This is a genomic window from Pedobacter sp. G11 (assembly GCF_003860265.1).
Classification (GTDB): Bacteria; Bacteroidota; Bacteroidia; order Sphingobacteriales; family Sphingobacteriaceae; genus Pedobacter; species Pedobacter agri.
On sequence record NZ_CP034190.1, the window covers coordinates 2,759,960 to 2,783,501 of the forward strand.

Here is a 23,542-nt window from a genome sequence, read left to right on the forward strand (position 1 = left end):
ATATAGCTAACATTGTGGTAATAGCTTTGCCTAAAATAAAACACAGGCAAATTGGACTTAATCACAATTTTAAAAAAATCGGCATTAGTCATGCTGATTTCATTCTTAAGCATAGCCGCCTATGCACAAACCGGTAAAATTTCTGGAACGGTAACGGATAAAAAAACCGGCGAAACCTTAATTGGGGTGTCTGTTAAAATTAAAGGTACTAATAAAGGATTGTCGACTGATGTAGATGGAAAGTACATTCTTCAGTCTCTAGCCAATGGGAAATATACTTTAGAATTTTCTTACGTTGGTTATCAAACCAAGGAGGTTTCGGATATTGAAGTTAAATCTCCGGCAACAACTTCTTTGAACGTAATTTTGAGCGAAGCAAGTGGTCAAAATCTGGGTGAAGTGGTTGTTAAAGCTAGTTTCAGACAAGAATCTGTAAATTCACTTTATGCTAAACAAAAAAATAGTTCAGTCATATCGGATGGTGTTTCGAGTGATCAGATAAGAAAATCTCCGGATAGAAATACATCAGATGTTTTGAAAAGAGTGAGCGGAGCTACCGTTCAGGATAATAAGTTTGTGGTGATTAGAGGTTTAAGTGATCGTTACAATAATGCTACGCTTGATGGCGCTTCATTGCCAAGTACCGAGCCAAACCGTAAAGCATTTTCATTCGATATTGTACCTTCAAACCTGGTTGATAACCTCGTGATTAGTAAAACAGCTACGCCAGACCTTCCTGCAGATTTTACCGGTGGTTCAATCCAAATTGCAACTAAAGATATTCCAGATAATAATTTTATAAGTTTTGGAATTGGTACGGGCTTCAATACAGAATCTACTGGTAAAGATTTTATTTCAGGAACACGTAATGTGAGCGACTATTTTGGCTTCGACAACGGAGACAGAGCATTGCCAAGCAACTTTCCATCACGTAACAAATTTAATAATGGGTTAACCGCTACAGAGCAAGCGGCTGGTATGAGGGCGCTTCCAAGAAACTGGAATACTTATAACAATACAGCACTTCCTACTCAAAATTATCAATTTACTTTAGGTAGGGTTAAAGATTTTAAAAACACAAACAGGTTTGGTGCATTATTCTCGCTTACTTATCGCAACTCACAAACCATTAATAATGATGTAATTCGTGATTATGTGAACGTCGACTATCATGATAATATTTACAGATTTTCGACCAGTTTAGGTGCGTTGGCTAACTTTGCCTATACCTATGGAAAAAGTAAAATCACTTTCAAAAATATCTACAACAGAAACTATGATGATTCTTATCTAACAAGAACTGGTTTTAACTTTGACCGTAACCGTGATACAAGGTATTTTGCTTTTGATTTATTACAAAAGTCATTGTTCAAATCAACCATTGAGGGTAATCATGCTTTAGGTGAAAATAATGCTAAGTTAAACTGGTCAGTAAGTTATGCAAACATTTTAAATGATCAGCCAGATCAAAAGAAAGTATCTTACCAGAGAAATCCGGCAGATATTGGTACAGATAACTACGCTTATGTTGCAAGTACAGGTACGTTAAGCAAGGAAAACTCAACATTGTTTTCAAAATTATATGAGAATAATTACAGTGGAGGCGCAAATTACACCCTGCCTTTAAAAATGTTTGGCCAATTGGCTACATTCAAAACAGGTTTAACTTCTATTTACCGCGAGAGAACATTTGATGCCCGGTTTGTGGGTTTGAGGGCAAATACCGCTGCTGCAAATGCTGATGCAATTGCAAGAAGACCTTTAAGTACCCTATATGCAGCTGATGCCATTAACAGTGGTGCTTACTTTTTGGATGATATTTCTGGTGATGCAGATTCATATACTGCAAATTCGATTACGAATGCAGGTTATTTAATGTTAGATAACAAATTCGGAGAAAAATCAAGATTAGTTTGGGGTGTGAGAGTGGAACAATTTAATGTGAAACTTGATGCAAAAGTTCCTTCTCCTCAAACATCAGTTGATGATAACTATGTAGATGTATTGCCCTCTGCAAATTATACTTATAGCCTTACTCCAAAAATAAATTTAAGGGCATCTTACTACCGCACTTTAGCCCGTCCGGAATTTAGAGAACTGGCATCTTCAGCAATTTATGACTATGAGCTTTTGTCACTTCAACAAGGTAATCCAAACCTAAAGGAAGCAAAAATTGACAATGCTGATATTCGTTTTGAGCTTTATCCGCAAGCGGGACAAATTATCTCAGTTTCAGCTTTCTATAAAAAGTTTCACAATGCAATTGAATCCTATAATCAGGATTCAGGATCAAGCAGAATCGTAACGTATATCAACAGTGATAACGTGAATGTGTATGGTGTAGAATTTGAATTCCGCAAGAGCTTGGATTTTATTTCGAAAACAGATTTTTTAAAGAAAACAACTTTCTATACCAACCTATCTTTTATTAAATCAAAGGTTGAAATCAATAACAGTGGAATTAACTTGTTGCGTACAGAAAGACCAATGGTTGGTCAGGCACCATACATAATTAATGCAGGTTTACAACACAGTTTCTTAAATGATAAGTTAAATTTCAATGCCTTGTATAACAGGGTTGGTCGTAGGTTAATCGTTGCTGGTGGAGTATTCTTTCCAGAAATCTGGGATGTTCCAAGAGACGTGATCGATTTACAGTTAGCATTAAAAGTGCTTAAAAACAAAGGTGAAATTAAGTTTAATGCAGGTGATATTTTAAACCAACGCTTAACTCAATATTACGATAGAGATTTAAATGATCAATATAACCCAGGAAGTACTGATGAAACCATCAGCAGCTATAAACCTGGAGGAAATTACTCTTTATCTTTTTCTTATACTTTCTAAGTTAAATTAATATACATCTATTATTAAACTGTTAACAATAGCTTAAAAATGGGTTAACCCCGTAGTTATATCTAGATTATAAATTTGTAAAAAAGTTAAAATAAAAAAAATGAAAAAACAACTATTACTCTGCGCACTTAGCATTTTAGGATTGTTTGCAAGCTGTTCTAAAAGTCCTGTTGATGATGATATTAATCCTCCGGCAGATGCAAATACCGTAGAAATTTCTGGTGATATCACTGCAAGCACAACGTGGTCGGCAAGTAAAATCTATGTTTTAAAAGGCAATGTTTTTGTAACTGGCAACGCTACCTTAACCATTGAGCCAGGAACTATTATTAAAGGTGATAAAGCGACTAAAGGTGCTTTGATTATTTCAAGAGGATCAAAAATTAACGCAACCGGTACAGTAAATAAACCAATTGTTTTCACTTCGAGTGTTGCCGCTGGCGCACGTAAAGAGGGCGACTGGGGTGGACTTATTTTATTGGGAAGAGCGGTAAATAACGCTGGTACTTCAGTTGCTATTGAAGGTATTTCTGGTGATACAGATAAAGGTAAGCATGGTGGTACTGATAACGCTGATAATTCAGGTGTACTTAAATATGTTCGTATTGAATATGCAGGTATTGCATTGAGCCCGGATAATGAAATTAACGGATTAACTTTTGGTTCAGTAGGTTCTGGTACTGTGGTTGATTATGTTGAAGTATACCGTTCTGGTGATGATGCTTTCGAATGGTTTGGTGGTACAGTAAACTGTTCCCACTTATTGGCTATTGATTCTTGGGATGATGATTTTGATACTGACAATGGTTATTCAGGCAAAGTTCAGTTCGCTTTAGCACAACGTTTGGCAAATACCGCTGATGTTTCGGGCTCAAATGCTTTTGAATCTGATAATAACTCTGCCGGAACTGATGCAAGTCCTCAAACTTCAGCTGTTTTCTCTAATGTTACGGTTTTAGGTCCAGTAGGTTCAGGTACAACTAGTATCAATGCAAATTACCAACATGCAGCTCAAATTCGTCGTAACTCTGCAATGAGTTTGTTTAACTCCGTAATTGTAGGTTATACTGAAGGCGTTTTTTATGATGATGCCTTACTTGCCGGTGCTGCATATGCTTCAACCAACCTATCTTCAGGAAGATCTGTTTTTGCAAATAACTTAATTTACAACAGTAATAGTAAATCAAATCAAATCAAGGCGTCAAATGCTACTGCTTTGGGTGTAATTACACCATTATTAACGGCGGTAAACGTATTTGATCCAAATGGTTTGGCTGCAGCATTAATTACCGATCCATACAAATATTCAGCTGATTTAGTTGCAAATACTTCTACAGTAACCAGAGTTGGTATTCCAAACTTCACTGTTGTTGCTAACTCTCCGGCGGCTTCTGGTGCTTTATTTACCAATGCAAAATTAGCTTCTGGTTTTACAAATGTGCCTTATAAAGGTGCGTTCGGTTCTGAAAACTGGGCAGCTGGCTGGGCAAATTTCAATCCTCAGGCTTTAGCTTATACAACTCCAGGAGCTGTAAACTAATTATAAGTTCAACTAATATCAAAATGGCCAGAAAATTAATTTTCTGGCCATTTTTTATGCGGTTTCTTTTTTATCTGCTTTTGTTTTCTTTCCAGTTACCTTCTTGCTTACTGCTTGTTCAAGAGTTTCCGGCAACAATTCAATTTCTTCATCTTTAATAAAAGGAGCGATTGAATCATTTGATGTAGCGATTTTGATTTTCTTCGAAAGTTGTTTTGCAAATTTCTCGATTACGCTATCTGCTTTCTTTGCTTTGCCGTACTGGCTAACAACTTCATTAAATGCAAGGGCTAATTTTGATTCTAATTCTTTTCGTAATTTTTTGCTTGTCGATTCGGATTTCGACATGGATTTATTCTTTTTCATTTAACTCTTGGGGATTTCCCCAAAGATATAAGATCAAGAAGTTAAATTAATATTATGATTATGTTAAGCAAGAAAATCGCAGTTAACATCAAGAATATTTAAGCATATATTTATAGTTGTTGATGATCACTAAAAATAAAAATCATGGGTATAAATCTGCCAGTTGTAATTGTAATTGTAGTAATCGTTGTTTTCCTAATCGTTTTTTTGATCAAAAGAAATCAGAAAGACAAAAAGAAATTTGAACAGGAGGTAATTGATTCTGAACTCCCACCAGAGAAAGATGATAAAGAAAATCTTTAAAACCTACTGCCTTCAGCTACCTCACCACCCAAATCCAAAGTGTTTTGAAAAGCTTCCAGATAAGCCAGCAAATGTCTTTCTGCATTGGCATAAGAAGTAAAGGTAGAGGCTGGCTCACTTTCATCAGCATTGCTTTTACTTTTGAAATATAAGCTAATCTGAAACTTGAAGCTATTCTCGTCATTTATTGGTGAAAGAATCCTCGCCTTAACCGGATGGCCATGGATCTCAACAAAAAATTCTTTAATCACATTATAAATTACTGCTGACATAGGATTGTTTTTAGATTATTACCGATCATCGAAATCGAAAATACCTCAAAAGACCAACAGTTTTAGTTCCTTAGCAATAACATTACATTTTGTTAATATTGGCTTAATATCAGATTTTGCGAATGATCAGCGCTTAATAGGGTCATAAGCGTAAACGATTTCGTATGGCGTGTTTTTCAAATCAGAAGAAATTTGCCCGATTTTTAAATCCTGTGTTTGAGGAGTGGGTTCACAGAAAGAGTATTTCCTGTCTTTGTAAACGATAACATCTCCAACTGGCTTATCAAACTGAACGGCCATGGTGAGATGTGTGGGATAGAGCAGGGCAATCATCGGTAAATTGTATATTTCCTTTACCAAGAAGAAAAATAAAGCTGCCCTGTCATCACAGTCGCTGTATTTATTTAATAACGTTTGCTCAGGTGATAACCGTTTTTCTTTTCCGAAATTTAGCCCATCGTCTTCGTAAAGAAATGCATAACGGGTAAAGCGCATTAAATAATCAACACCTTTCTTCTGATCCATTTTTTTAACGTTTTCCTTTAAAATTGGAATTAATGAGCCATAGGTTTCCCTGCTCAATGGAATGTTAAAGTAGCTGGCGTAATCCACTACCGGATAATTTTTAAACAGTGATTGAATTTCCTGGTTAACCTTTAGCTTGAAATGATAAACTTTTTGCCTATAACTGAATTGAACATCTTTATCCTCGTAATTTTCAGGCTTGAAATCAGGCATCCGGGTGACTTTGTATGAAAAAGAATTTATAGCCTCAGGTATTTTAATTTTAAGCGGGATGTAAACACTTTGTTGAAAAAGCTTTCCATAATCGTGATAATTTAAACACATGTACTTTTGCTTGTCGATCATAAAAAACGGAATATCACTAATGTCTTCATCATTCCTGATGTAAAAAATCACTTGCTCGTTACCGATGGCGATTTTAGCATCATATCCGCATTTACTTAATAAAAACCATTTGTAAAGTGTGTAACGGAAATAGTTCTCCGCCTTCGGACTTATCTCTTCGGCTGTTTTACGGATGAGTTGATAATAAATCCAGTCGTTTAACTGATGTTTTATTTGGTAAGCCTGAAGGGATTGAATGAGCTTTTGCGGATTCGCCAAAACAATAGATTCATAAAATTTTATGGCTTCAGCCTTCGATGGGATTTTATTTACGGTAATATTTACTGAAGGATCAAGCTCGAAATTGAATGTGCCTTCGTAAAATTCAAAAGCATGTTGCTGCGCTGTTACTTTTATATTTAAAAGTAGCAAAGCGGCAAATAAAAAGCTTTTGATTAAAATTTTCATAGCAGGCTCACTAAGGCAAATAATTTGGTAATTTTAAATTTACACCATATTAACTTAAAACCAACAATTTCTTTATGTGAACAAGTTGATATGGGGTTTACATTAAGTTAACATCAGTTTTATCAAACTTCCAGAAAAATTAAAATAAGCTTAATTTAAATTTGGAAATTAAATTCAAAGTCTTACTTTTGCCAACGCAAGGGGTGAGAGCCTTGCATCACAATCATAAAGATTGAGAGCGTTAATTTAGATAAAGGTTACAACAGCGATTGTTGTAACCTTTTTTTGTTTATTTTAACTTACGCTGAACCTAAATCAAATTGAATGAATGCAATCAAAATTTCCATCGCTACTTCAACTGATTTCAAAATAATACAGGAAATTGGCAGAGAAACTTTTTATGAAACTTTTGCATCGGGCAATACTGAGGAGGTAATGCAGCAATATCTACAAACAAGTTTTAGCGCTGAAAAAGTTAAGACTGAATTGAATCATCCTAACTCATTATTTTTTATAGCCTGGGATCATCAAATTCCAATTGGCTATCTCAAAGTAAATATGAACGATGCGCAGACTGAGCTGCAGGAAAGCGACGCTTTAGAGATAGAGCGTATATATGTAAAGGCACATTATCATGGTAAAAAAGTTGGACAGCTGCTTTATGATCAAGCTGTAGAAATAGCTATGAAAAAAATGAAAAAATCAATATGGCTAGGGGTGTGGGAGGAGAATCCTAAAGCGATTCGATTTTACGAAAAAAATGGTTTTGTGCCCTTCAGTAGACATATCTTTAAAATGGGTGATGAGGAGCAAACGGATATCATGATGCGAAAAATAATAACCTAAGAAAATCAATCAATCGTTTTTACCCGGCTAAAATCTAAATCATTTAATAAATTTTATAACGATTAGTTAATTTATTCTTAATAATGTAACCTCATATTTGCGCTATAAATATTTGGTTAGTATTTATAAAGTTTAGGTTAGTTGATAACAAAAATACCCAGATGGATGTCTGGGTATTTTTATTTAAAAGTTATAAATTCTTGCCTAGTTTTTCCAGCATCTCTGGTGGAATATTGTGTGTATCTACCACAAGGAAACCATCTAAACAATCCGAAAATTTCGGATCAATATTAAATGATATAATTTTTGCATTTAAATTCATGTATTGGCGCAATAATACAGGTATTTTAATGTGTGAATTTTCAATGTCGCCAATAATGCTATCCAAATCTTTAAACGATTCGCTGCTATCTACCAAAGTGTCGGTAGAAATGGGTAGTAAATCTGCCTTGAATTTATTTCTTGGTTTTACATATTTTGCCATTTCATAGTCGAAATGGTTCTTGGTAATATAATCTACAATCAGCGCTTTACTAAATTTCGAGAAACTGTTGCTTATACTTACCGGACCAAACATATAACGATACTGCGGGTTATCGATCAGATATTTTAAGATACCTTTCCATAATAAAAACAATGGAAGTGGTTTCCCTTGGTATTCCTTTCTAATCCATGATCTACCCAATTCTATTCCCTGCTTAAGCATCGGGTAAAATTGATCCTTCATTTTAAAAAGTTCTGAAAGGTAAAAGCCGCGGCGCCCCATACTTTCTAAAATCTCATCGCCTTTACCAATGCGATATGCACCTACAATGTTTTCGAGTTCCTTATCCCAAATAAAAAGGTGGTTATAATAAATATCGTAATTATCCAGATCGATTTTTTTGTTGGTTCCTTCGCCCACTTCGCGAAAAGTGATTTCTCTCAAACGACCAATTTCTCTTAAAATATTTGGGATTTTAAGTGTCGGAACAATATAAACTTCATAATTTTTTTCTGTCCAAACTCTAAAGTCTTCCAGTGTTTCTACTTCACCCTTAATTAAAACTCTCGAGGTTTCTTCAATAACTTCGGCAGGTTTTTTCTTAATCTTGAATAGCTTCAGTGGATTGAATAATCTTTTTTCCTCATCTAAACCTACGCCTAGTGCATAGGTGCGGGCTCGTAAAAAATCCATCAGCTTATTACTGCTGTTCATATGCGAAACCTCTGATGGCGCAATAGCCTTACCAATTCTAACCTTAATGGTTAAACCTTGCTTATTCAAAAACTCTGAAGGAAGTTTTGCTGTGCGTAAAGTCGGATGAATAAAACTTAAGATGTTGAATAAAACGCCATTATTTCCATGAAAATATATAGGAACTACAGGAACCTTTGCTTTTGCTATTAGTTTACCTACCACCGGATGCCACATTCTGTCGGTAACCTGTTGTGCGTCTAGTTTAAAGGTTGATACTTCACCAGCAGGGAAAATCCCAATTGGCGTTCCATTTCTCAATAAATCAAACGTTGTTTTTAAACCACTGATGCTCGATGAATGTTGAACATTTTCAAAAGGATTTACGGCTACGAAAAATTCATCCAGATTAGGGATTTTCTTCAGAATAAAATTGACCATCACCTTGGCATCAGGGCGAACGGTGCACAATAGTTTAACCAAAGCAAGGCCTTCAACACCGCCATAAGGATGATTGGCAATGGCAATAAAAGGCCCCGTTTTCGGGATGCTTTTCAAATCATCATCATCAAATTCGATAGAAACACCAATCGTTTCCAGTATTTTATCTACAAACTCTAAGCCTTTAAAATGTTGGTTTTGAGCAAAAACGTCGTTGATGTCATTCAGTTTCATGATCTCCATCATCAAGCCTGCTAAACCTGGCACACCAAGTTTATCTATCTTGGTCGCTTTCGCAAACTCAGAGGTAGTTATGATCTTCATATAGTAATTCTTAGATTGTTGATAGCCAAAACCCGTGAGCTTTGCAATCCCAAAAATAAGATTTATATTTATAATACACACGTCATATCGCACATGAGAGTTTGGCTTAATAAACATTTTGGCTTCAGTAAAGGTGAATTCAATGGTTTGCTGGTTCTGATATTTTTGATCATGCTGTTAAAAGTCATACCTATTATATATGATCACTTTCGTATTGTGGAGAAAGATGATCCAGGTTTGCTTGTGAAGATTAGGAAAATAGAAATAACTGATCAGCAAAATTTTAATTATACCAGAGATAGAATTGAAAGTACAAGCACTGGCAAAGTTGTAACGCTATTTAATTTCGACCCTAACCAACTGGATAGTGAAGGGTGGCAAAAATTAGGTTTATCTGCCAAGCAGGCGCAGGTTATTGTGAATTATACCCATAAAGGCGGAAGGTTTCGTAGGGTAGAAGATCTTGCAAAAATGTATACTATTTCGCCAGCTATGTATGATAAAATAAGGCCATTTGTGAGAATTGAAGATCAGCCTGACAATTTCAAAAAAACTGATTTTGTTTTTGAGAAAAAAGAGTATGTGAAAAAAGCTCCGGTAATTGTAGATATTAATACGGCAGATTCTGCTCAGTTAGATGAAATAAAAGGGATAGGAGGAACTTTTGCCAATCGAATTCTTAAATACAGGGAACGCCTGGGTGGGTTTTATAAGAAAGAGCAACTGATGGAAGTATACGGTTTAGATTCTGCCAAATACGATGAAATAAAAGATCAGATTTCTTTGAGTCACATTGATTTAAGAATTGTTAACATTAACACCGCTCAGTTTAACGATTTGAAGAGCAATCCATATCTATCTTACAGGCAGATAAATGCCATTATTCAATATAGAAAACAACACGGTAACTACAATAATCCTTCAGATTTGAAAAAGATTGTTATTCTGAATCAGAAAATAATCGACCAAATCACGCCATATATATCCTTTTAATGTTCATGGGATATTTTAATTTTTAACTTTCCCGCTTTGATAGAGGGTTTTGGGAAAAAAATAAAAAAATCTTTCCTTTATCAATTTGATAGGTCTCTCAATAGCCGATTAACTAATTGAACCAAATACCATTTCATTCTGTGCCGCTGCAAATATTTGATGGGAATGAACTATGAAATATTTGTTTATTATTGCCCATATCTACTAAAAATAAACTATGAGCGTTAGCTTTAATTTTTCTGAAACAGAAACCCAGCAAAGTGTAAAAGCGATGGTTCGCGATTTTGCCGAGAAGAATATTCGTCCGAATATAATGGAGTGGGACGAAGCGCAACATTTTCCGGTGAATTTGTTCAAGCAGTTGGGCGAATTAGGATTAATGGGTGTTCTAGTACCTGAAGAATATGGCGGTTCAGGACTAGGCTATCAGGAATATGTTGATGTAATTGTTGAAGTGGCGAGGGTTTGCGGCTCAATAGGATTATCCTTGGCAGCGCACAACTCGTTATGTACCGGCCATATTTTGGCTTTTGCAAACGAAGAGCAGAAACAAAGATGGCTGCCAAAATTAGCTGCGGCAGAATGGATTGGCGCCTGGGGGTTAACCGAAGCCAATACCGGTTCTGATGCATTGAGAATGATGACAACTGCAGTTGAAGATGGCGACGATTACATTATTAACGGAGCAAAAAACTGGATTACTCACGGTAAAAGTGGAGACATCGCGGTGGTAATGGTGAGAACCGGTGAACAAGGAAGTTCAAAAGGAATTTCTGCGATCGTGGTAGAACGTGGAACACCAGGGTTTTCACCAGGTAAGAAAGAAAACAAACTGGGGATGCGGGCATCGGAAACCACAGAAATGATTTTTGATAACTGCCGTGTACCCAAAGCTAATTTACTGGGTAATGTTGGCGAAGGATTTAAACAAGCCATGAAGGTGTTAGATGGCGGTAGGATTTCGATTGCGGCTTTGGCTCTGGGAATTGCAAAAGGTGCCTTTGATGCTGCGGTTTCATATTCAAAACAACGTCAGCAGTTTGGTCAGCCAATTTCCAGTTTTCAGGCCATTAGTTTTAAGCTGGCTGATATGGCTACTGAAATTGAAGCGGCAGAGTTATTGATCCGTCAGGCTGCCGATTTAAAAAACAAACATTTACCTATGACGAAGGAGTCTGCAATGGCTAAATATTTTGCTTCTGAAGTTTCGGTAAAAGTTGCTACAGAAGCTGTGCAAATATTCGGCGGTTATGGTTATACCAAAGATTTTCCGGTAGAGAAATTTTATCGCGACAGCAAGTTGTGTACAATAGGAGAGGGGACTTCGGAAATCCAGAAGATTGTGATTGCCAGAGAAATATTAAATTAAGCTAAAACCGAAAGGTTAAAGCGGAAAGTTAATCAGAAACAACAAACCAAATATATATTATGAGTAATCCGGATGGCTTCGCTGCCTCCGGATTTTTTTTTAATAAAATTAAAAACCCATTTTCACGATAGAAGGTTTCAACTATGTACTATGTACTATGTACTATGTACTATGTACTATGTACTATGTACTATGTACTATGTACTATGTACTCCCGCTAAAGCTACTTCGCCGTTAGGATACTATCTACCACATAAACACTGAATCCCCGCCAAGGCAACGAATTCTTGTATTCTTTATAGTGTAATTCGTAAAACTTGCCACTATTGGCCATCATTTTTTCAGCAATATCTTTATCAGAGATAGAGAACTCAAATTCGTTACTTTGTACAGTGCCTGTTGTTCGCGATCGAATTCCACTCTGGATAATTTTGCCCTCATAAGTTTTAAAAATATATCCTTTCTTTACTACGTAGTTTAGCTCGCCTGCTTTTACGCCTTCGCCAAAAACGAAGAAGTAACGGTAGTAGCAAATTACTGCTAGCAAAAGAATCACTAAAACAGCGACTATTGAAATAACTTTTTTACTTGTTGTCATATATTATAATGTATCAATAAAAGTAGTTAAAGAATGTAATAAATCAATTATCGCAAAGCACAAAAAATCTTTTTAAAAATCTTTCTCATTTTCAATTATTTGCTTACATTTGCAGCCCCGATAACATGGGAAATTTAAAAACCACGAGAGGAGGTATTTCAGCGTTATGATCATTATCAACATTAAAGACGGCGAATCATTAGATAAAGCCCTTAAACGTTTCAAGAAAAAGTTTGAAAAAACTGGTGTATTGAGAGAACTACGTAGTCGCCAAGCATACGAGAAAAAATCCGTTGCTCGTCGTACTGAAATTAAACATGCTGTTTACATTCAGAATATGAATCAAGATACAACTTCATAGTTGTTCACGATATAGTTATTATTGAAGTCCCGATCTTTAGATCGGGACTTTTTTGTTTTATGCTCCATCGAAATCTTTACACTGAACAATTAATTAATGATTTCTTTATATCAAAACAATTTGTAACTTCATATTCGTACCGAGTAAGGAGATACTGAATGTTGCTAAAAAGCTTTATTACCTATTTAACTCACGAGAAGCGCTATTCTCCGCATACCATAACCTCCTATCAAACTGATTTGGATCAGTTCGAAGAATACATTGCCAATACGTTCGAAATCAGTTTTTCTGAAGTTAAACATACGCACATTAGAAGCTACATGGTTGATTTAATGGAGAAACAAACATCAGAATCTTCCATCAACAGGAAAGTATCAGCTTTAAGAAGTTTATATAAGTTTTTATTGCGGGAAGAAAAAGTGGAGCATAATCCTACTGTTTTAATTAAAGCGCCCAAAATCCCTAAACGCCTTCCGGTGTTTGTCGATTCGCAAAAAATGAATAATTTATTGGATGCTGAGCAATACTTTGATAACAGTTTTGCCTCAATACGCGATCATCTGGTTATCGAATTATTATTTGGTACGGGTATGCGTTTAGCTGAACTTATCCAGTTAAAAGATACTGATGTAGATATGTATTCGGGCACAATAAAAGTTTTGGGTAAAAGGAATAAAGAACGCATTATACCTATAAATAAACAGCTTATTAATCAGGTGGGTAACTATATTGAACAAAAAAAGTTGCAGAATTTTAGCAACAATTTGCTTAACTTAATCGTTACCAATACAGGTAAACCGGCGTATCCGAAGTTAATATACCGTATTGTAACCTTATACCTAAACCATATATCAACCAATGACAAAAAAAGTCCCCACGTATTGCGGCATAGTTATGCGACTACTTTGTTAAATGCTGGCGCAGATTTAAATGCTATTAAAGAACTTTTGGGTCATGCTAGTTTAGCGGCAACCCAGGTTTACACCCACAATTCAATCGAAAGATTAAAAACAATTTATAAACAAGCCCATCCAAAGGCGTAAAAAAAGGAGGAAAAATGAAAATCGGAGTTCAATCAATCCACTTCAGTGCAGACAGTAAGTTGTTAGATTTTATACAGAAAAAGGCAAATAAGCTGGATCAGTTTTTTGACCAGATCATTAGTGGTGAAGTGTATTTAAAATTAGAGAACGTAGAGGATGAAGCTAATAAAATAAGTGAAATTAAACTTATTGTGCCGGGTGGAACACTCTTCGCTAAAGAACAATGTAAATCATTTGAAGAGGCGACAGATTTAGCAATTGAGTCTTTAAGAAAACAAATCACCAAGCACAAAGAAAAAACTCGTGCAAAATTAAGCGAACACAAAGCAATTTTAAGTGAAAGCGAAGCATCTGATTATTAAGTGAATATTAATTTAAAACATAAATAAAGGGATAGCGAACAAAAAATGTTCGCTATTTTTTTTCAAATTTATTTTGAAGTGAAATATAAGTGTGTATATTTGCATTCCCTTTCGGAAAGGGCGTTACGCCAAGAAGAAAAGGTTAGTTCTTTTAAAAGATAAAAGTTTTTAAAAAACACGTTAATAGTATGAAAAATGAAGATTTTTCGTATCATTGCACAAAATTAAAAGCCTCCTTAGCTCAGCTGGTAGAGCAACTGACTTGTAATCAGTAGGTCATTGGTTCGATTCCGATAGGAGGCTCTTTTATTTTAAAGTGTTAGCATTTTAAAATAAAGTTGGGGAGATTCCAGAGCGGCCAAATGGGACAGACTGTAACTCTGTTATCGCAAGATTTCGAAGGTTCGAATCCTTCTCTCCCCACCGATTGATTTTAGATTAAAAGATTTTAGATTAACGGTTGAAATCAATCGTAATTCGTGAATCTGAAGTTGTAAATCGATAAGCGGAAGTAGCTCAGTTGGTAGAGCGATAGCCTTCCAAGCTATAGGTCGCGAGTTCGAACCTCGTCTTCCGCTCCAATAAAGTTGAGCAGTTCGCAATTAACAATTACAGTTACTTATAACTGGCAACTGAAAACTGTTAACTGAAAAGCCGAAGTAGCTCAGCGGTAGAGCACTTCCTTGGTAAGGAAGAGGTCGTGGGTTCAAGTCCCATCTTTGGCTCAGGTATAATAAAGCTTTGTTAAATCTGTTAGATATACAGAAGAGACAAGGTTTTTTGTGTTGAAATAACAAAAAATAAAAATAATAAAAAGTTAACCTACTAATTAGTTATAAATAAAATGGCAAAAGAAAAATTTGACCGCAGTAAACCGCACTTAAACATCGGTACAATCGGTCACGTCGATCACGGTAAAACAACTTTAACAGCGGCTATTACAAAAGTTTTGGCTGATGCTGGTTTAACTGAGGCACGTTCATTCGATTCAATTGACTCTGCTCCAGAGGAAAAAGAAAGAGGTATTACTATCAATACAGCTCACGTTGAGTATTCAACAGCTAACCGTCACTATGCACACGTTGACTGTCCAGGTCACGCGGATTACGTGAAAAACATGGTTACTGGTGCTGCTCAAATGGACGGTGCAATTATCGTTGTTGCTGCTACTGATGGTCCAATGCCACAAACTAGAGAGCACATCTTATTAGCTCGTCAGGTTGGTGTACCTTCATTAGTTGTATTCATGAATAAAGTGGATATGGTTGATGATCCAGAATTATTAGAACTAGTTGAAATGGAAGTTCGTGAATTATTATCTTTCTACGAATTCCCAGGTGATGATATTCCAGTAATCCAAGGTTCTGCATTAGGTGGATTAAACGGTGATGCTAAATGGGTTGGTAAAATCATGGAATTAATGGATGCTGTTGATAGCTACATTCCAATTCCTCCACGTTTAACTGATCTTCCTTTCTTAATGCCTGTTGAAGACGTATTCTCAATCACTGGTCGTGGTACTGTTGCTACAGGTCGTATTGAGCGTGGTGTAATCAACTCTGGAGATCCAGTTGAGATCTTAGGTATGGGTGCTGAGAACTTAAAATCTACAGTAACTGGTGTTGAGATGTTCCGTAAAATCTTAGATTACGGTGAAGCTGGTGATAACGTAGGTTTATTATTACGTGGTATTGAGAAAACTGATATCCGTCGTGGTATGGTAATCTGTAAACCAGGTTCAGTAACTCCTCACACTGATTTCAAAGCTGAGATCTATGTATTATCAAAAGCTGAAGGTGGTCGTCACACTCCATTCTTCAACAAATATCGTCCTCAATTCTATTTCCGTACTACAGACGTAACTGGTGAGATCTCACTAGCTGAAGGAACTGAAATGGTAATGCCAGGTGATAACGTTACAATCACTGTTAAATTAATTAACGCGATTGCAATGGAAAAAGGTCTACGTTTCGCTATCCGTGAAGGTGGTAGAACAGTAGGTGCTGGTCAGGTAACTGAAATCTTAGCTTAATTTTAAGCTGCAATAATATAAAAAGAGCTAGTTTAGGCTAGCTCTTTTTTATACACACGGGAATAGTTCAACGGTAGAATAGAGGTCTCCAAAACCTTTGATCAGGGTTCGAATCCTTGTTCCCGTGCTAAACATAATGATTGAGTTCCAGAATGAGTGAATGATTGAATTTGAAACTAAGTTTTCAAGTAATATCATTCACTCATTTACTCATTCACTCATTCAATATTTGATATGGCTAAAGTAGTTGAGTTTATAAAAGAATCATACGATGAAATGACAAGTAAGGTTACATGGCCTACTTGGGGAGAGTTGCAAAGCTCTGCGATTCTTGTTTTAGTAGCTTCTTTAATTATTGCATTGGTTATTTTTGCAATGGATAAAGGTTCTACATTTGTGTTAGATACTTTTTATAAATCACTTTCTAATTAATATTTACTAATGAGCGATCTAAAGTGGTACGTTGTAAGGGCGGTTAGCGGTAAAGAAAAGAAAGTAAAACAATACATTGATGCTGAGATCAGCCGTTTAGGTTTCTCTCATTTGGTTCCTCAGGTTTTAATACCAATGGAAAAATATTACCAAATGAAAGACGGTAAAAAGATTGCCAAAGAGCGTAACTTTTATCCTGGTTATGTTTTAATCGAGGCTACGTTGGATGGAGAGTTAGAGCACATCATCAAAGGAATTAATAGTGTAATTGGTTTCTTAGGCGATAAAGCTGGTAATCCAATTCCAATGCGCCAGGCAGAAGTAAACCGCATTTTAGGTGTGGTTGATGAAATGAGCGAGCAAGGCGAAACAATGAATGTTCCATATTATGTAGGCGAAAACATCAAGGTAATGGACGGTCCTTTCAACGGTTTCTCAGGTATTATCGAAGAGGTAAACGAAGAGAAGAAAAAACTAAAAGTAATGGTTAAGATTTTCGGTCGTAAAACACCATTGGAACTTAACTACATGCAGGTAGAAAAAGAATAAGCTGATCACGATTTTAGATTTAAGAATTACGATTTTCAAAATATAAGAAAAAGCTTTCCTCAAAACGGAAAGCTTTTTTGTTTCTCGTAATGATGTATATAATTAATATTAAAAATATTTTTCCTATTCTATTGTAGTACTGTAAGATTATCCATATCTTTGCAGTCCTTTAAGCTTTATAGGAGCGGTAAGGAAAATAAATGTTACATGCTTCCAATATTTAACATTGAGTTTTAAATAAACAAAAAACACAAAATGGCAAAAGAAGTCAGTGCAATGATCAAATTACAGATCAAAGGCGGAGCGGCAAATCCATCGCCACCAGTAGGGCCTGCATTAGGTGCTAAAGGGGTGAACATTATGGAGTTTTGCAAACAGTACAACGCTCGTACCCAAGATAAAGCAGGTAAAGTATTGCCAGTTGTAATTACTGTTTATGCTGATAAGTCATTCGATTTCATCATCAAAACCCCTCCGGTAGCTATCCAGTTAAAAGATGCTACTAAATTACAGAGTGGTTCTGCTGAGCCTAACCGTAAAAAAGTTGGGTCGGTGACCTGGGACCAAATTAAAGTTATTGCTGAAGATAAAATGCCTGATTTAAATGCATTTACAATCGAATCTGCAATGAGTATGGTTGCTGGAACAGCACGCAGTATGGGAATCACCGTTTCTGGTGACGCACCCTGGAACAATTAATTAAAAAACAGTTTACAACAGTGGCGAAATTAACTAAAAATCAAAAAAAGGCACATGCTAAAATAGAAGCTGGTAAAGCTTATACTTTGAAGGATGCTGCTGCTTTGGTAAAAGAAATCACTACTACTAAATTTGATGCATCAGTTGATATTGATGTATCTTTAGGCGTAGATCCGCGTAAAGCCAATCAAATGGTACGTGGTATTGCTACTTTACCTCACGGTACAGGTAAAACTGTACGTGTTTTAGCTTTAGTAACTCCTGATAAGGAAGAAGAAGCAAAAGCAGCAGGCGCAGACTTCGTTGGTTTAGACGAGTATGTTGCTAAAATTGAAGGTGGTTGGACCGATGTAGACATTATTATCACTACACCAGCTTGTATGGCTAAGGTAGGTAAATTGGGCCGTGTTTTAGGTCCAAGGAACTTAATGCCTAACCCAAAATCAGGTACAGTAACTAACGAAGTTGGTAAAGCTGTAACTGAGGTTAAAGCAGGTAAGATCGATTTTAAAGTAGACAAAACGGGTATCATACACGCCTCGATAGGAAAAGTATCATTCCCAGCAGACAAAATTTATGAGAACGCACTTGAAATCATTCAAGTAATTTCTAAATTAAAACCATCTGCTGCAAAAGGAACTTATTTTAAAAGCATTCACGTGTCTTCTACAATGAGTCCTGGGATTGCAATTGAAACTAAATCAGTAGCGGGGATTTAATCATGAACAGAGAAGAAAAAAACGAAGTAGTTTTAGAACTACAAGGACAAATGCAAGAGTTTGGCAATTTCTATATTGCTGATACTTCTAGCCTTTCTGTTGAGCAGATCAATAACATCCGCCGCAAATGTTTCGAAGGTGATATCGTAATGAAGGTTGCTAAAAACTCTTTAATCCGCAAAGCGATTGAAGGTTTAGATGGCGATGCTTCTGAGATATACGAAGCGCTTAAAGGTTCATCATCATTATTATTCTCAAAAACAGCAAACGCTCCGGCTAAGTTGATTAAAACTTTGAGAAAAACTTCTGATAAACCTGTGCTTAAAGCGGCATACATAGATTCATCAGTATACGTTGGCGATGACCAATTGAATAACTTAGTAAGCTTGAAATCAAGAGAAGAGCTTATTGGCGATATCATTGGATTATTACAATCACCAGCTAAAAATGTTCTATCTGCGCTTCAATCAGGCGGTAGCAAAATTGCAGGAATTGTTAAAACTCTTCAGGAAAGAGAAGGTTAACGAACACCTTAAGTTCGCAAATTAAACAAAATTATTACACACGTAAATTTTTAAAATCTTAATAAAATGGCAGATTTAAAAGCGTTTGCTGAGCAATTGGTAAACTTAACAGTAAAAGAAGTTAATGAATTAGCTCAAATCTTAAAAGATGAGTATGGTATTGAGCCTGCAGCTGCTGCTGTAGTTGCTGGTCCTGCTGCTGGTGGTGATGCACCTGCTGCTGCTGCAGAAAAAACATCTTTTGATGTAATCTTAAAAGAAGCTGGTGGTCAGAAATTAGCAGTTGTAAAACTTGTTAAAGACTTAACTGGTTTAGGTTTGAAAGAAGCTAAAGACTTAGTTGACGGTGCACCAAAAGAATTAAAAGCTGGTGTTGCTAAAGACGAAGCAGAAGCTCTTAAAAAACAATTAGAAGAAGCTGGAGCAGTAGTTGAAATTAAGTAATCACTTAATTTAGCTAAGCTAAAAATGTATTAGACACCGACTGAAAATGTCGGTGTCTTTACCTGTTTATAAACATCTCATTTTGTTTGGTTAATGAGCATGTTTGAAATCCGAACCAAACAAATAGTTTATTCTTAAACTAAAATCTTTTAGTCCATTGGCAAAGACAGTCGAACAAAGAGTAAATTTTGCAACTAGTAAGCACATTATAGACTATCCGGATTTTCTGGATGTGCAATTGCAATCATTCAGAGAATTTTTCCAGATAGATACCACATCAGACGATCGCTCTAGCGAAGGTTTGTTTAAAGTGTTTGCTGAAAACTTTCCAATAACAGATTCAAGAAATATCTTCGTATTAGAGTTTCTTGATTATTTTGTTGATCCGCCACGTTACGATATACATGAGTGTATTGAGCGTGGATTAACCTACAATGTTCCATTAAAAGCAAAGCTTAAGCTTTCTTGTAACGATGTTGAACATGAAGACTTTGAAACCATTATTCAGGATGTGTATTTAGGTACAATCCCGTATATGACACCAAAAGGTACATTTGTTATCAACGGTGCAGAACGTGTTATCGTTTCGCAATTACACCGTTCTCCAGGCGTGTTCTTCGGCCAAAGCCGTCACACTAACGGAACCAAATTGTATTCTGCACGTGTTATTCCTTTCAAAGGTTCATGGATCGAGTTTGCTACTGACGTGAACAACGTGATGTATGCTTACATCGATCGTAAGAAAAAATTCCCGGTTACCACTTTATTACGTGCTATCGGTTACGATTCTGATAAAGACATCTTAGAACTTTTTGATCTTGCTGACGAAGTAAAAGTTAGTAAATCAGGTTTAAAGAAATATATCGGTCGTAAACTGGCGGCAAGAGTTTTAAAGAAATGGGTTGAAGATTTTGTAGATGAAGATACAGGTGAAGTAGTTTCTATCGACCGTAATGAAGTGATTCTTGAAAGAGAAACCGTTTTAGAAGACGAACACATTGATATGGTGATCGAAGCTGGCGTGAAAAGCATTATCTTATCGAAAGAAGATGGCGCTAGTCAGGCAGATTATACCATTATTTATAATACATTACAAAAAGATACCTCTAACTCAGAGAAAGAAGCTGTTGAAAACATCTATCGTGCTTTGCGTAACGCAGAACCACCTGATGAGGAAACTGCTCGTGGTATCATTGATCGTTTATTCTTCTCGGATAAACGTTACGATTTAGGTGATGTTGGTCGTTACCGCATCAATCGTAAATTAAAAATGAATACTCCTGATGAGGTAAAAGTTTTAACAAAAGCAGATATTATTGCGATTGTTAAATATCTGATCAAATTGATCAATTCAAAAGAAGAAGTGGATGATATCGATCACTTATCAAACCGTCGTGTACGTACGGTAGGTGAGCAATTATACGCACAATTCGGTGTTGGTTTAGCTCGTATGGCTAGAACAATCCGTGAGCGTATGAACATTCGCGATAATGAGGTGTTTACACCGACTGATTTGATTAACGCCCGTACGTTATCATCAGTAATCAACTCTTTCTTTGGTACAAACCAGTTATCTCAGTTCATGGATCAAACGAATCCGTTAGCAGAGATCACGCACAAACGCCGTTTATCAGCATTAGGCCCAGGTGGTTTATCACGTGAGCGTGCTGGCTTCGAGGTACGTGACGTTCACTACACTCACTACGGTCGTTTATGTACAATTGAAACACCTGAAGGACCAAATATTGGTTTGATTTCATCACTTTGTGTGCATGCAAAAATCAATAATTTAGGTTTCATCGAAACACCATACAAACGTGTTGAAGATGGTAAGGTAGTTGTTGATTCAGACGTTATTTATTTATCTGCAGAAGATGAAGATGGTAAAACCATCGCTCAGGCAAATGCAGAATATGATGATAAAGGTAATTTCATCACACCACGTGTTAAAGCACGTTATGAAGGTGACTTCCCGATCATTGAGCCTGAGAAATTAGACTTAATGGACGTTGCGCCTAACCAGATTACTTCAATCGCTGCTTCGTTAATTCCGTTCTTAGAACATGATGATGCGAACAGGGCTTTGATGGGATCGAACATGCAACGTCAGGCCGTGCCATTGTTACGTCCTGAAGCGCCAATCGTTGGTACAGGTTTAGAAGGTCGCGTTGCCCGTGACTCAAGAACTTTGATCAATGCTGAAGGTAACGGTGTTGTAGAATATGTAGATGCGAATGAAATCACGATTAAATATGAGCGTAACGAAGATGATCGTTTAGTTTCATTTGAAGGTGATAGCAAAACTTACCGTTTAATTAAGTTCAAAAAAACCAACCAGAATACTTGTATCAACTTAAAGCCAATTGTTAAGAAAGGTCAGAAAGTTACTAAAGGACAAGTGCTTTGCGAGGGTTATGCAACTGAAAATGGCGAGTTGGCATTAGGTAGAAACTTGAAAGTGGCTTTCATGCCTTGGCAAGGTTTCAACTTTGAGGATGCGATTGTAATCAACGAGCGTATTGTTCGTGATGACGTTTTCACTTCATTGCATATTGAAGAGTTTGAATTAGAAGTACGTGATACTAAACGTGGAGAAGAGGAATTAACACCAGATATCCCGAATGTTTCTGAAGAGGCTACAAAAGACCTTGATGAAAATGGTATTATCCGTATCGGTGCTGATGTAAAAGAAGGTGATATTTTAATTGGTAAGATTACTCCAAAAGGTGAGTCTGATCCATCACCGGAAGAAAAATTACTACGTGCAATCTTTGGTGATAAAGCAGGTGATGTTAAAGATGCGTCTTTAAAAACTCCTCCTTCTATCCAGGGTGTAGTAATTGATACGAAGTTATTCAGCCGTGCTAAGAAAACAACAAAAGCTGAAGAGAAATCGGCAATTGAGAAATTAGACAAAGGATATAACAATATCACTGAGAAATTAAAAGCAGAATTAGTAGATAAATTATTCACGATTGTAAACGGAAAAACATCTCAGGGTGTATTTAACATTTACAAAGAATTATTAGTAGCTAAAGGTGCTAAATTCACTCAGAAAATTTTAGCAGATCTTGAATTTGCGCACATCAGCCCTAACAAATGGACTACTGATGATGACAAAAACGAGATGATTAAAATGTTGCTTCACAACTACGGTATCCGTGTTAACGAAGAACTTGGAGCTTACAAACGCGATAAATTCGCAATTAGTGTAGGTGATGAGCTTCCATCGGGAATTGTACAAATGGCAAAAGTTTATGTTGCTAAAAAACGTAAATTAAAAGTAGGTGATAAAATGGCGGGTCGCCACGGTAACAAGGGTATTGTTGCACGTATTGTACGTGATGAAGATATGCCTTTCTTAGCTGATGGTAGCCCTGTTGATATCGTGTTGAACCCACTGGGTGTACCTTCACGTATGAACCTTGGCCAGATCTACGAAACCGTATTGGCATGGGCCGGTAAAGAATTGGGTGTGAAATTCGCAACTCCGATTTTTGATGGTGCTACGCATGATGAGGTTGAAGAGTGGATTGCTAAAGCAGGTGTTCCAGCTTCAGGAAAAACTTACTTATACAATGGTTTAACTGGTGAGCGTTTCGATCAGACTACAACTGTAGGTATTATCTACATGTTGAAATTAGGTCACATGGTTGATGATAAGATGCACGCCCGTTCAATCGGACCATACTCATTGATTACACAACAACCATTGGGTGGTAAAGCCCAGTTTGGTGGTCAGCGTTTTGGTGAGATGGAGGTTTGGGCATTAGAGGCATTCGGTGCTGCTAATATTCTCCAAGAAATCTTAACCGTTAAATCGGATGATGTTATTGGAAGAGCCAAAACTTACGAAGCCATTGTTAAAGGTGAAAACCTACCAACTCCAGGTGTTCCAGAATCGTTTAACGTATTGGTACATGAGTTACGCGGTTTAGGTTTAGATATTACGTTAGACTAAGGTATAAAGTTAAA

Annotated in this window: 22 protein-coding genes and 5 tRNA genes; 22 read left to right on the plus strand and 5 right to left on the minus strand. The window is 36.4% G+C overall.

Annotation, left to right across the window (positions count from 1 at the left end):
* Nucleotides 1–51: 51 nt before the first annotated feature.
* On the plus strand, nucleotides 52–2,847 hold the full coding sequence (locus EA772_RS11955; protein ID WP_246833921.1) for a TonB-dependent receptor: 2,796 nt from the start codon (nucleotides 52–54) through the stop codon (nucleotides 2,845–2,847).
* 109 nt (nucleotides 2,848–2,956) lie between these two features.
* On the plus strand, nucleotides 2,957–4,396 hold the full coding sequence (locus tag EA772_RS11960) for a hypothetical protein (protein ID WP_124913465.1): 1,440 nt from the start codon (nucleotides 2,957–2,959) through the stop codon (nucleotides 4,394–4,396).
* Between the two features lie 54 nt (nucleotides 4,397–4,450).
* Here the strand turns inward: EA772_RS11960 and EA772_RS11965 are convergent, their stop codons facing one another.
* On the minus strand, nucleotides 4,451–4,762 hold the full coding sequence (locus EA772_RS11965; RefSeq protein WP_124913466.1) for a hypothetical protein: 312 nt from the start codon (nucleotides 4,760–4,762) through the stop codon (nucleotides 4,451–4,453).
* A 144-nt stretch (nucleotides 4,763–4,906) separates the two neighbouring features.
* On the opposite strand from EA772_RS11965, the gene EA772_RS22075 reads away from it, so the two are divergent.
* On the plus strand, nucleotides 4,907–5,065 hold the full coding sequence (locus tag EA772_RS22075; RefSeq protein WP_168187532.1) for a hypothetical protein: 159 nt from the start codon (nucleotides 4,907–4,909) through the stop codon (nucleotides 5,063–5,065).
* On the opposite strand, the gene EA772_RS11970 is transcribed toward EA772_RS22075, so the two are convergent.
* Nucleotides 5,062–5,337 (minus strand): hypothetical protein, encoded by a 276-nt coding sequence (locus EA772_RS11970; RefSeq protein ID WP_010601081.1) that lies wholly within the window; start codon nucleotides 5,335–5,337, stop codon nucleotides 5,062–5,064. The genes EA772_RS22075 and EA772_RS11970 overlap by 4 nt on opposite strands.
* Nucleotides 5,338–5,463: 126 nt before the next feature.
* Complete coding sequence (locus EA772_RS11975) at nucleotides 5,464–6,654, minus strand: hypothetical protein (protein ID WP_124913467.1); 1,191 nt, start codon at nucleotides 6,652–6,654, stop codon at nucleotides 5,464–5,466.
* A gap of 324 nt (nucleotides 6,655–6,978) precedes the next feature.
* On the opposite strand from EA772_RS11975, the gene EA772_RS11980 reads away from it, so the two are divergent.
* The gene (locus EA772_RS11980; RefSeq protein WP_124913468.1) at nucleotides 6,979–7,500 is read left to right on the plus strand and encodes a GNAT family N-acetyltransferase; all 522 of its coding nucleotides are present in this window, start codon (nucleotides 6,979–6,981) and stop codon (nucleotides 7,498–7,500) included.
* Between the two features lie 190 nt (nucleotides 7,501–7,690).
* On the opposite strand, the gene EA772_RS11985 is transcribed toward EA772_RS11980, so the two are convergent.
* The gene (locus tag EA772_RS11985) at nucleotides 7,691–9,442 is read right to left on the minus strand and encodes a lysophospholipid acyltransferase family protein (RefSeq protein ID WP_010601084.1); all 1,752 of its coding nucleotides are present in this window, start codon (nucleotides 9,440–9,442) and stop codon (nucleotides 7,691–7,693) included.
* 93 nt (nucleotides 9,443–9,535) lie between these two features.
* Between EA772_RS11985 and EA772_RS11990 the strand changes: the two genes are divergently transcribed.
* Nucleotides 9,536–10,435, plus strand: coding sequence for a helix-hairpin-helix domain-containing protein (locus tag EA772_RS11990; protein WP_124913469.1), 900 nt, complete (start codon nucleotides 9,536–9,538; stop codon nucleotides 10,433–10,435).
* Between the two features lie 217 nt (nucleotides 10,436–10,652).
* Nucleotides 10,653–11,804: an acyl-CoA dehydrogenase family protein gene (locus tag EA772_RS11995; RefSeq protein WP_124913470.1), complete on the plus strand. Its 1,152-nt coding sequence runs from the start codon at nucleotides 10,653–10,655 to the stop codon at nucleotides 11,802–11,804.
* A 223-nt stretch (nucleotides 11,805–12,027) separates the two neighbouring features.
* On the opposite strand, the gene EA772_RS12000 is transcribed toward EA772_RS11995, so the two are convergent.
* Nucleotides 12,028–12,402: a hypothetical protein gene (locus EA772_RS12000; protein WP_010601087.1), complete on the minus strand. Its 375-nt coding sequence runs from the start codon at nucleotides 12,400–12,402 to the stop codon at nucleotides 12,028–12,030.
* Nucleotides 12,403–12,568: 166 nt separating this feature from the next.
* Here EA772_RS12000 and rpsU point away from each other — a divergent pair, with 166 nt between their 5' ends.
* The 16 genes from rpsU to rpoB all read left to right on the plus strand — a co-directional run bounded on the left by rpsU (nucleotide 12,569) and on the right by rpoB (nucleotide 23,528).
* Nucleotides 12,569–12,763, plus strand: coding sequence for a 30S ribosomal protein S21 (gene rpsU / locus EA772_RS12005; RefSeq protein ID WP_010601088.1), 195 nt, complete (start codon nucleotides 12,569–12,571; stop codon nucleotides 12,761–12,763).
* Between the two features lie 158 nt (nucleotides 12,764–12,921).
* On the plus strand, nucleotides 12,922–13,806 hold the full coding sequence (locus EA772_RS12010) for a tyrosine-type recombinase/integrase (protein WP_124913471.1): 885 nt from the start codon (nucleotides 12,922–12,924) through the stop codon (nucleotides 13,804–13,806).
* Nucleotides 13,807–13,820: 14 nt separating this feature from the next.
* Nucleotides 13,821–14,168, plus strand: a complete 348-nt coding sequence (gene hpf, locus EA772_RS12015; RefSeq protein ID WP_010601090.1) for a ribosome hibernation-promoting factor, HPF/YfiA family — start codon at nucleotides 13,821–13,823, stop codon at nucleotides 14,166–14,168.
* 230 nt (nucleotides 14,169–14,398) lie between these two features.
* Nucleotides 14,399–14,471 (plus strand) — tRNA-Thr (locus EA772_RS12020).
* 37 nt (nucleotides 14,472–14,508) lie between these two features.
* Nucleotides 14,509–14,591, plus strand: a tRNA-Tyr gene (locus EA772_RS12025).
* An 82-nt stretch (nucleotides 14,592–14,673) separates the two neighbouring features.
* Nucleotides 14,674–14,749: transfer RNA gene (locus tag EA772_RS12030), tRNA-Gly, on the plus strand.
* Between the two features lie 72 nt (nucleotides 14,750–14,821).
* Nucleotides 14,822–14,893 (plus strand) — tRNA-Thr (locus EA772_RS12035).
* A gap of 119 nt (nucleotides 14,894–15,012) precedes the next feature.
* Nucleotides 15,013–16,200 (plus strand): elongation factor Tu, encoded by a 1,188-nt coding sequence (gene tuf, locus EA772_RS12040; RefSeq protein ID WP_010601091.1) that lies wholly within the window; start codon nucleotides 15,013–15,015, stop codon nucleotides 16,198–16,200.
* A gap of 56 nt (nucleotides 16,201–16,256) precedes the next feature.
* Nucleotides 16,257–16,327 (plus strand) — tRNA-Trp (locus EA772_RS12045).
* A gap of 107 nt (nucleotides 16,328–16,434) precedes the next feature.
* Nucleotides 16,435–16,632, plus strand: coding sequence for a preprotein translocase subunit SecE (secE, locus tag EA772_RS12050; RefSeq protein ID WP_010601092.1), 198 nt, complete (start codon nucleotides 16,435–16,437; stop codon nucleotides 16,630–16,632).
* A 9-nt stretch (nucleotides 16,633–16,641) separates the two neighbouring features.
* Nucleotides 16,642–17,181 (plus strand): transcription termination/antitermination protein NusG, encoded by a 540-nt coding sequence (gene nusG / locus EA772_RS12055; RefSeq protein WP_010601093.1) that lies wholly within the window; start codon nucleotides 16,642–16,644, stop codon nucleotides 17,179–17,181.
* Between the two features lie 255 nt (nucleotides 17,182–17,436).
* Complete coding sequence (gene rplK, locus EA772_RS12060) at nucleotides 17,437–17,880, plus strand: 50S ribosomal protein L11 (protein WP_010601094.1); 444 nt, start codon at nucleotides 17,437–17,439, stop codon at nucleotides 17,878–17,880.
* A 20-nt stretch (nucleotides 17,881–17,900) separates the two neighbouring features.
* Nucleotides 17,901–18,599 carry a 50S ribosomal protein L1 gene (gene rplA / locus EA772_RS12065; RefSeq protein ID WP_025143259.1) on the plus strand — a complete coding sequence of 233 codons (699 nt, stop codon included), beginning with the start codon at nucleotides 17,901–17,903 and terminating at the stop codon, nucleotides 18,597–18,599.
* 2 nt (nucleotides 18,600–18,601) lie between these two features.
* Nucleotides 18,602–19,123, plus strand: coding sequence for a 50S ribosomal protein L10 (gene rplJ / locus EA772_RS12070; protein WP_010601096.1), 522 nt, complete (start codon nucleotides 18,602–18,604; stop codon nucleotides 19,121–19,123).
* Between the two features lie 66 nt (nucleotides 19,124–19,189).
* Entirely contained in the window at nucleotides 19,190–19,567 is a 378-nt protein-coding gene (rplL, locus tag EA772_RS12075) for a 50S ribosomal protein L7/L12 (protein ID WP_010601097.1), read from the plus strand.
* Between the two features lie 157 nt (nucleotides 19,568–19,724).
* On the plus strand, nucleotides 19,725–23,528 hold the full coding sequence (rpoB, locus tag EA772_RS12080) for a DNA-directed RNA polymerase subunit beta (RefSeq protein WP_116169850.1): 3,804 nt from the start codon (nucleotides 19,725–19,727) through the stop codon (nucleotides 23,526–23,528).
* Nucleotides 23,529–23,542: the final 14 nt, after the last annotated feature.

Excerpts from the sequence above, each read along its gene's own strand:
- EA772_RS11960 (WP_124913465.1), top strand. The coding sequence starts at position 2,957 with ATGAAAAAACAACTATTACTCTGCGCACTTAGCATTTTAGGATTGTTT.
- EA772_RS11965 (WP_124913466.1), bottom strand. The coding sequence starts at position 4,762 with ATGAAAAAGAATAAATCCATGTCGAAATCCGAATCGACAAGCAAAAAA.
- EA772_RS22075 (WP_168187532.1), top strand. The coding sequence starts at position 4,907 with ATGGGTATAAATCTGCCAGTTGTAATTGTAATTGTAGTAATCGTTGTT.
- EA772_RS11970 (WP_010601081.1), bottom strand. The coding sequence starts at position 5,337 with ATGTCAGCAGTAATTTATAATGTGATTAAAGAATTTTTTGTTGAGATC.
- EA772_RS11975 (WP_124913467.1), bottom strand. The coding sequence starts at position 6,654 with ATGAAAATTTTAATCAAAAGCTTTTTATTTGCCGCTTTGCTACTTTTA.
- EA772_RS11980 (WP_124913468.1), top strand. The coding sequence starts at position 6,979 with ATGAATGCAATCAAAATTTCCATCGCTACTTCAACTGATTTCAAAATA.
- EA772_RS11985 (WP_010601084.1), bottom strand. The coding sequence starts at position 9,442 with ATGAAGATCATAACTACCTCTGAGTTTGCGAAAGCGACCAAGATAGAT.
- EA772_RS11990 (WP_124913469.1), top strand. The coding sequence starts at position 9,536 with ATGAGAGTTTGGCTTAATAAACATTTTGGCTTCAGTAAAGGTGAATTC.
- EA772_RS11995 (WP_124913470.1), top strand. The coding sequence starts at position 10,653 with ATGAGCGTTAGCTTTAATTTTTCTGAAACAGAAACCCAGCAAAGTGTA.
- EA772_RS12000 (WP_010601087.1), bottom strand. The coding sequence starts at position 12,402 with ATGACAACAAGTAAAAAAGTTATTTCAATAGTCGCTGTTTTAGTGATT.
- rpsU (WP_010601088.1), top strand. The coding sequence starts at position 12,569 with ATGATCATTATCAACATTAAAGACGGCGAATCATTAGATAAAGCCCTT.
- EA772_RS12010 (WP_124913471.1), top strand. The coding sequence starts at position 12,922 with ATGTTGCTAAAAAGCTTTATTACCTATTTAACTCACGAGAAGCGCTAT.
- hpf (WP_010601090.1), top strand. The coding sequence starts at position 13,821 with ATGAAAATCGGAGTTCAATCAATCCACTTCAGTGCAGACAGTAAGTTG.
- tuf (WP_010601091.1), top strand. The coding sequence starts at position 15,013 with ATGGCAAAAGAAAAATTTGACCGCAGTAAACCGCACTTAAACATCGGT.
- secE (WP_010601092.1), top strand. The coding sequence starts at position 16,435 with ATGGCTAAAGTAGTTGAGTTTATAAAAGAATCATACGATGAAATGACA.
- nusG (WP_010601093.1), top strand. The coding sequence starts at position 16,642 with ATGAGCGATCTAAAGTGGTACGTTGTAAGGGCGGTTAGCGGTAAAGAA.
- rplK (WP_010601094.1), top strand. The coding sequence starts at position 17,437 with ATGGCAAAAGAAGTCAGTGCAATGATCAAATTACAGATCAAAGGCGGA.
- rplJ (WP_010601096.1), top strand. The coding sequence starts at position 18,602 with ATGAACAGAGAAGAAAAAAACGAAGTAGTTTTAGAACTACAAGGACAA.
- rplL (WP_010601097.1), top strand. The coding sequence starts at position 19,190 with ATGGCAGATTTAAAAGCGTTTGCTGAGCAATTGGTAAACTTAACAGTA.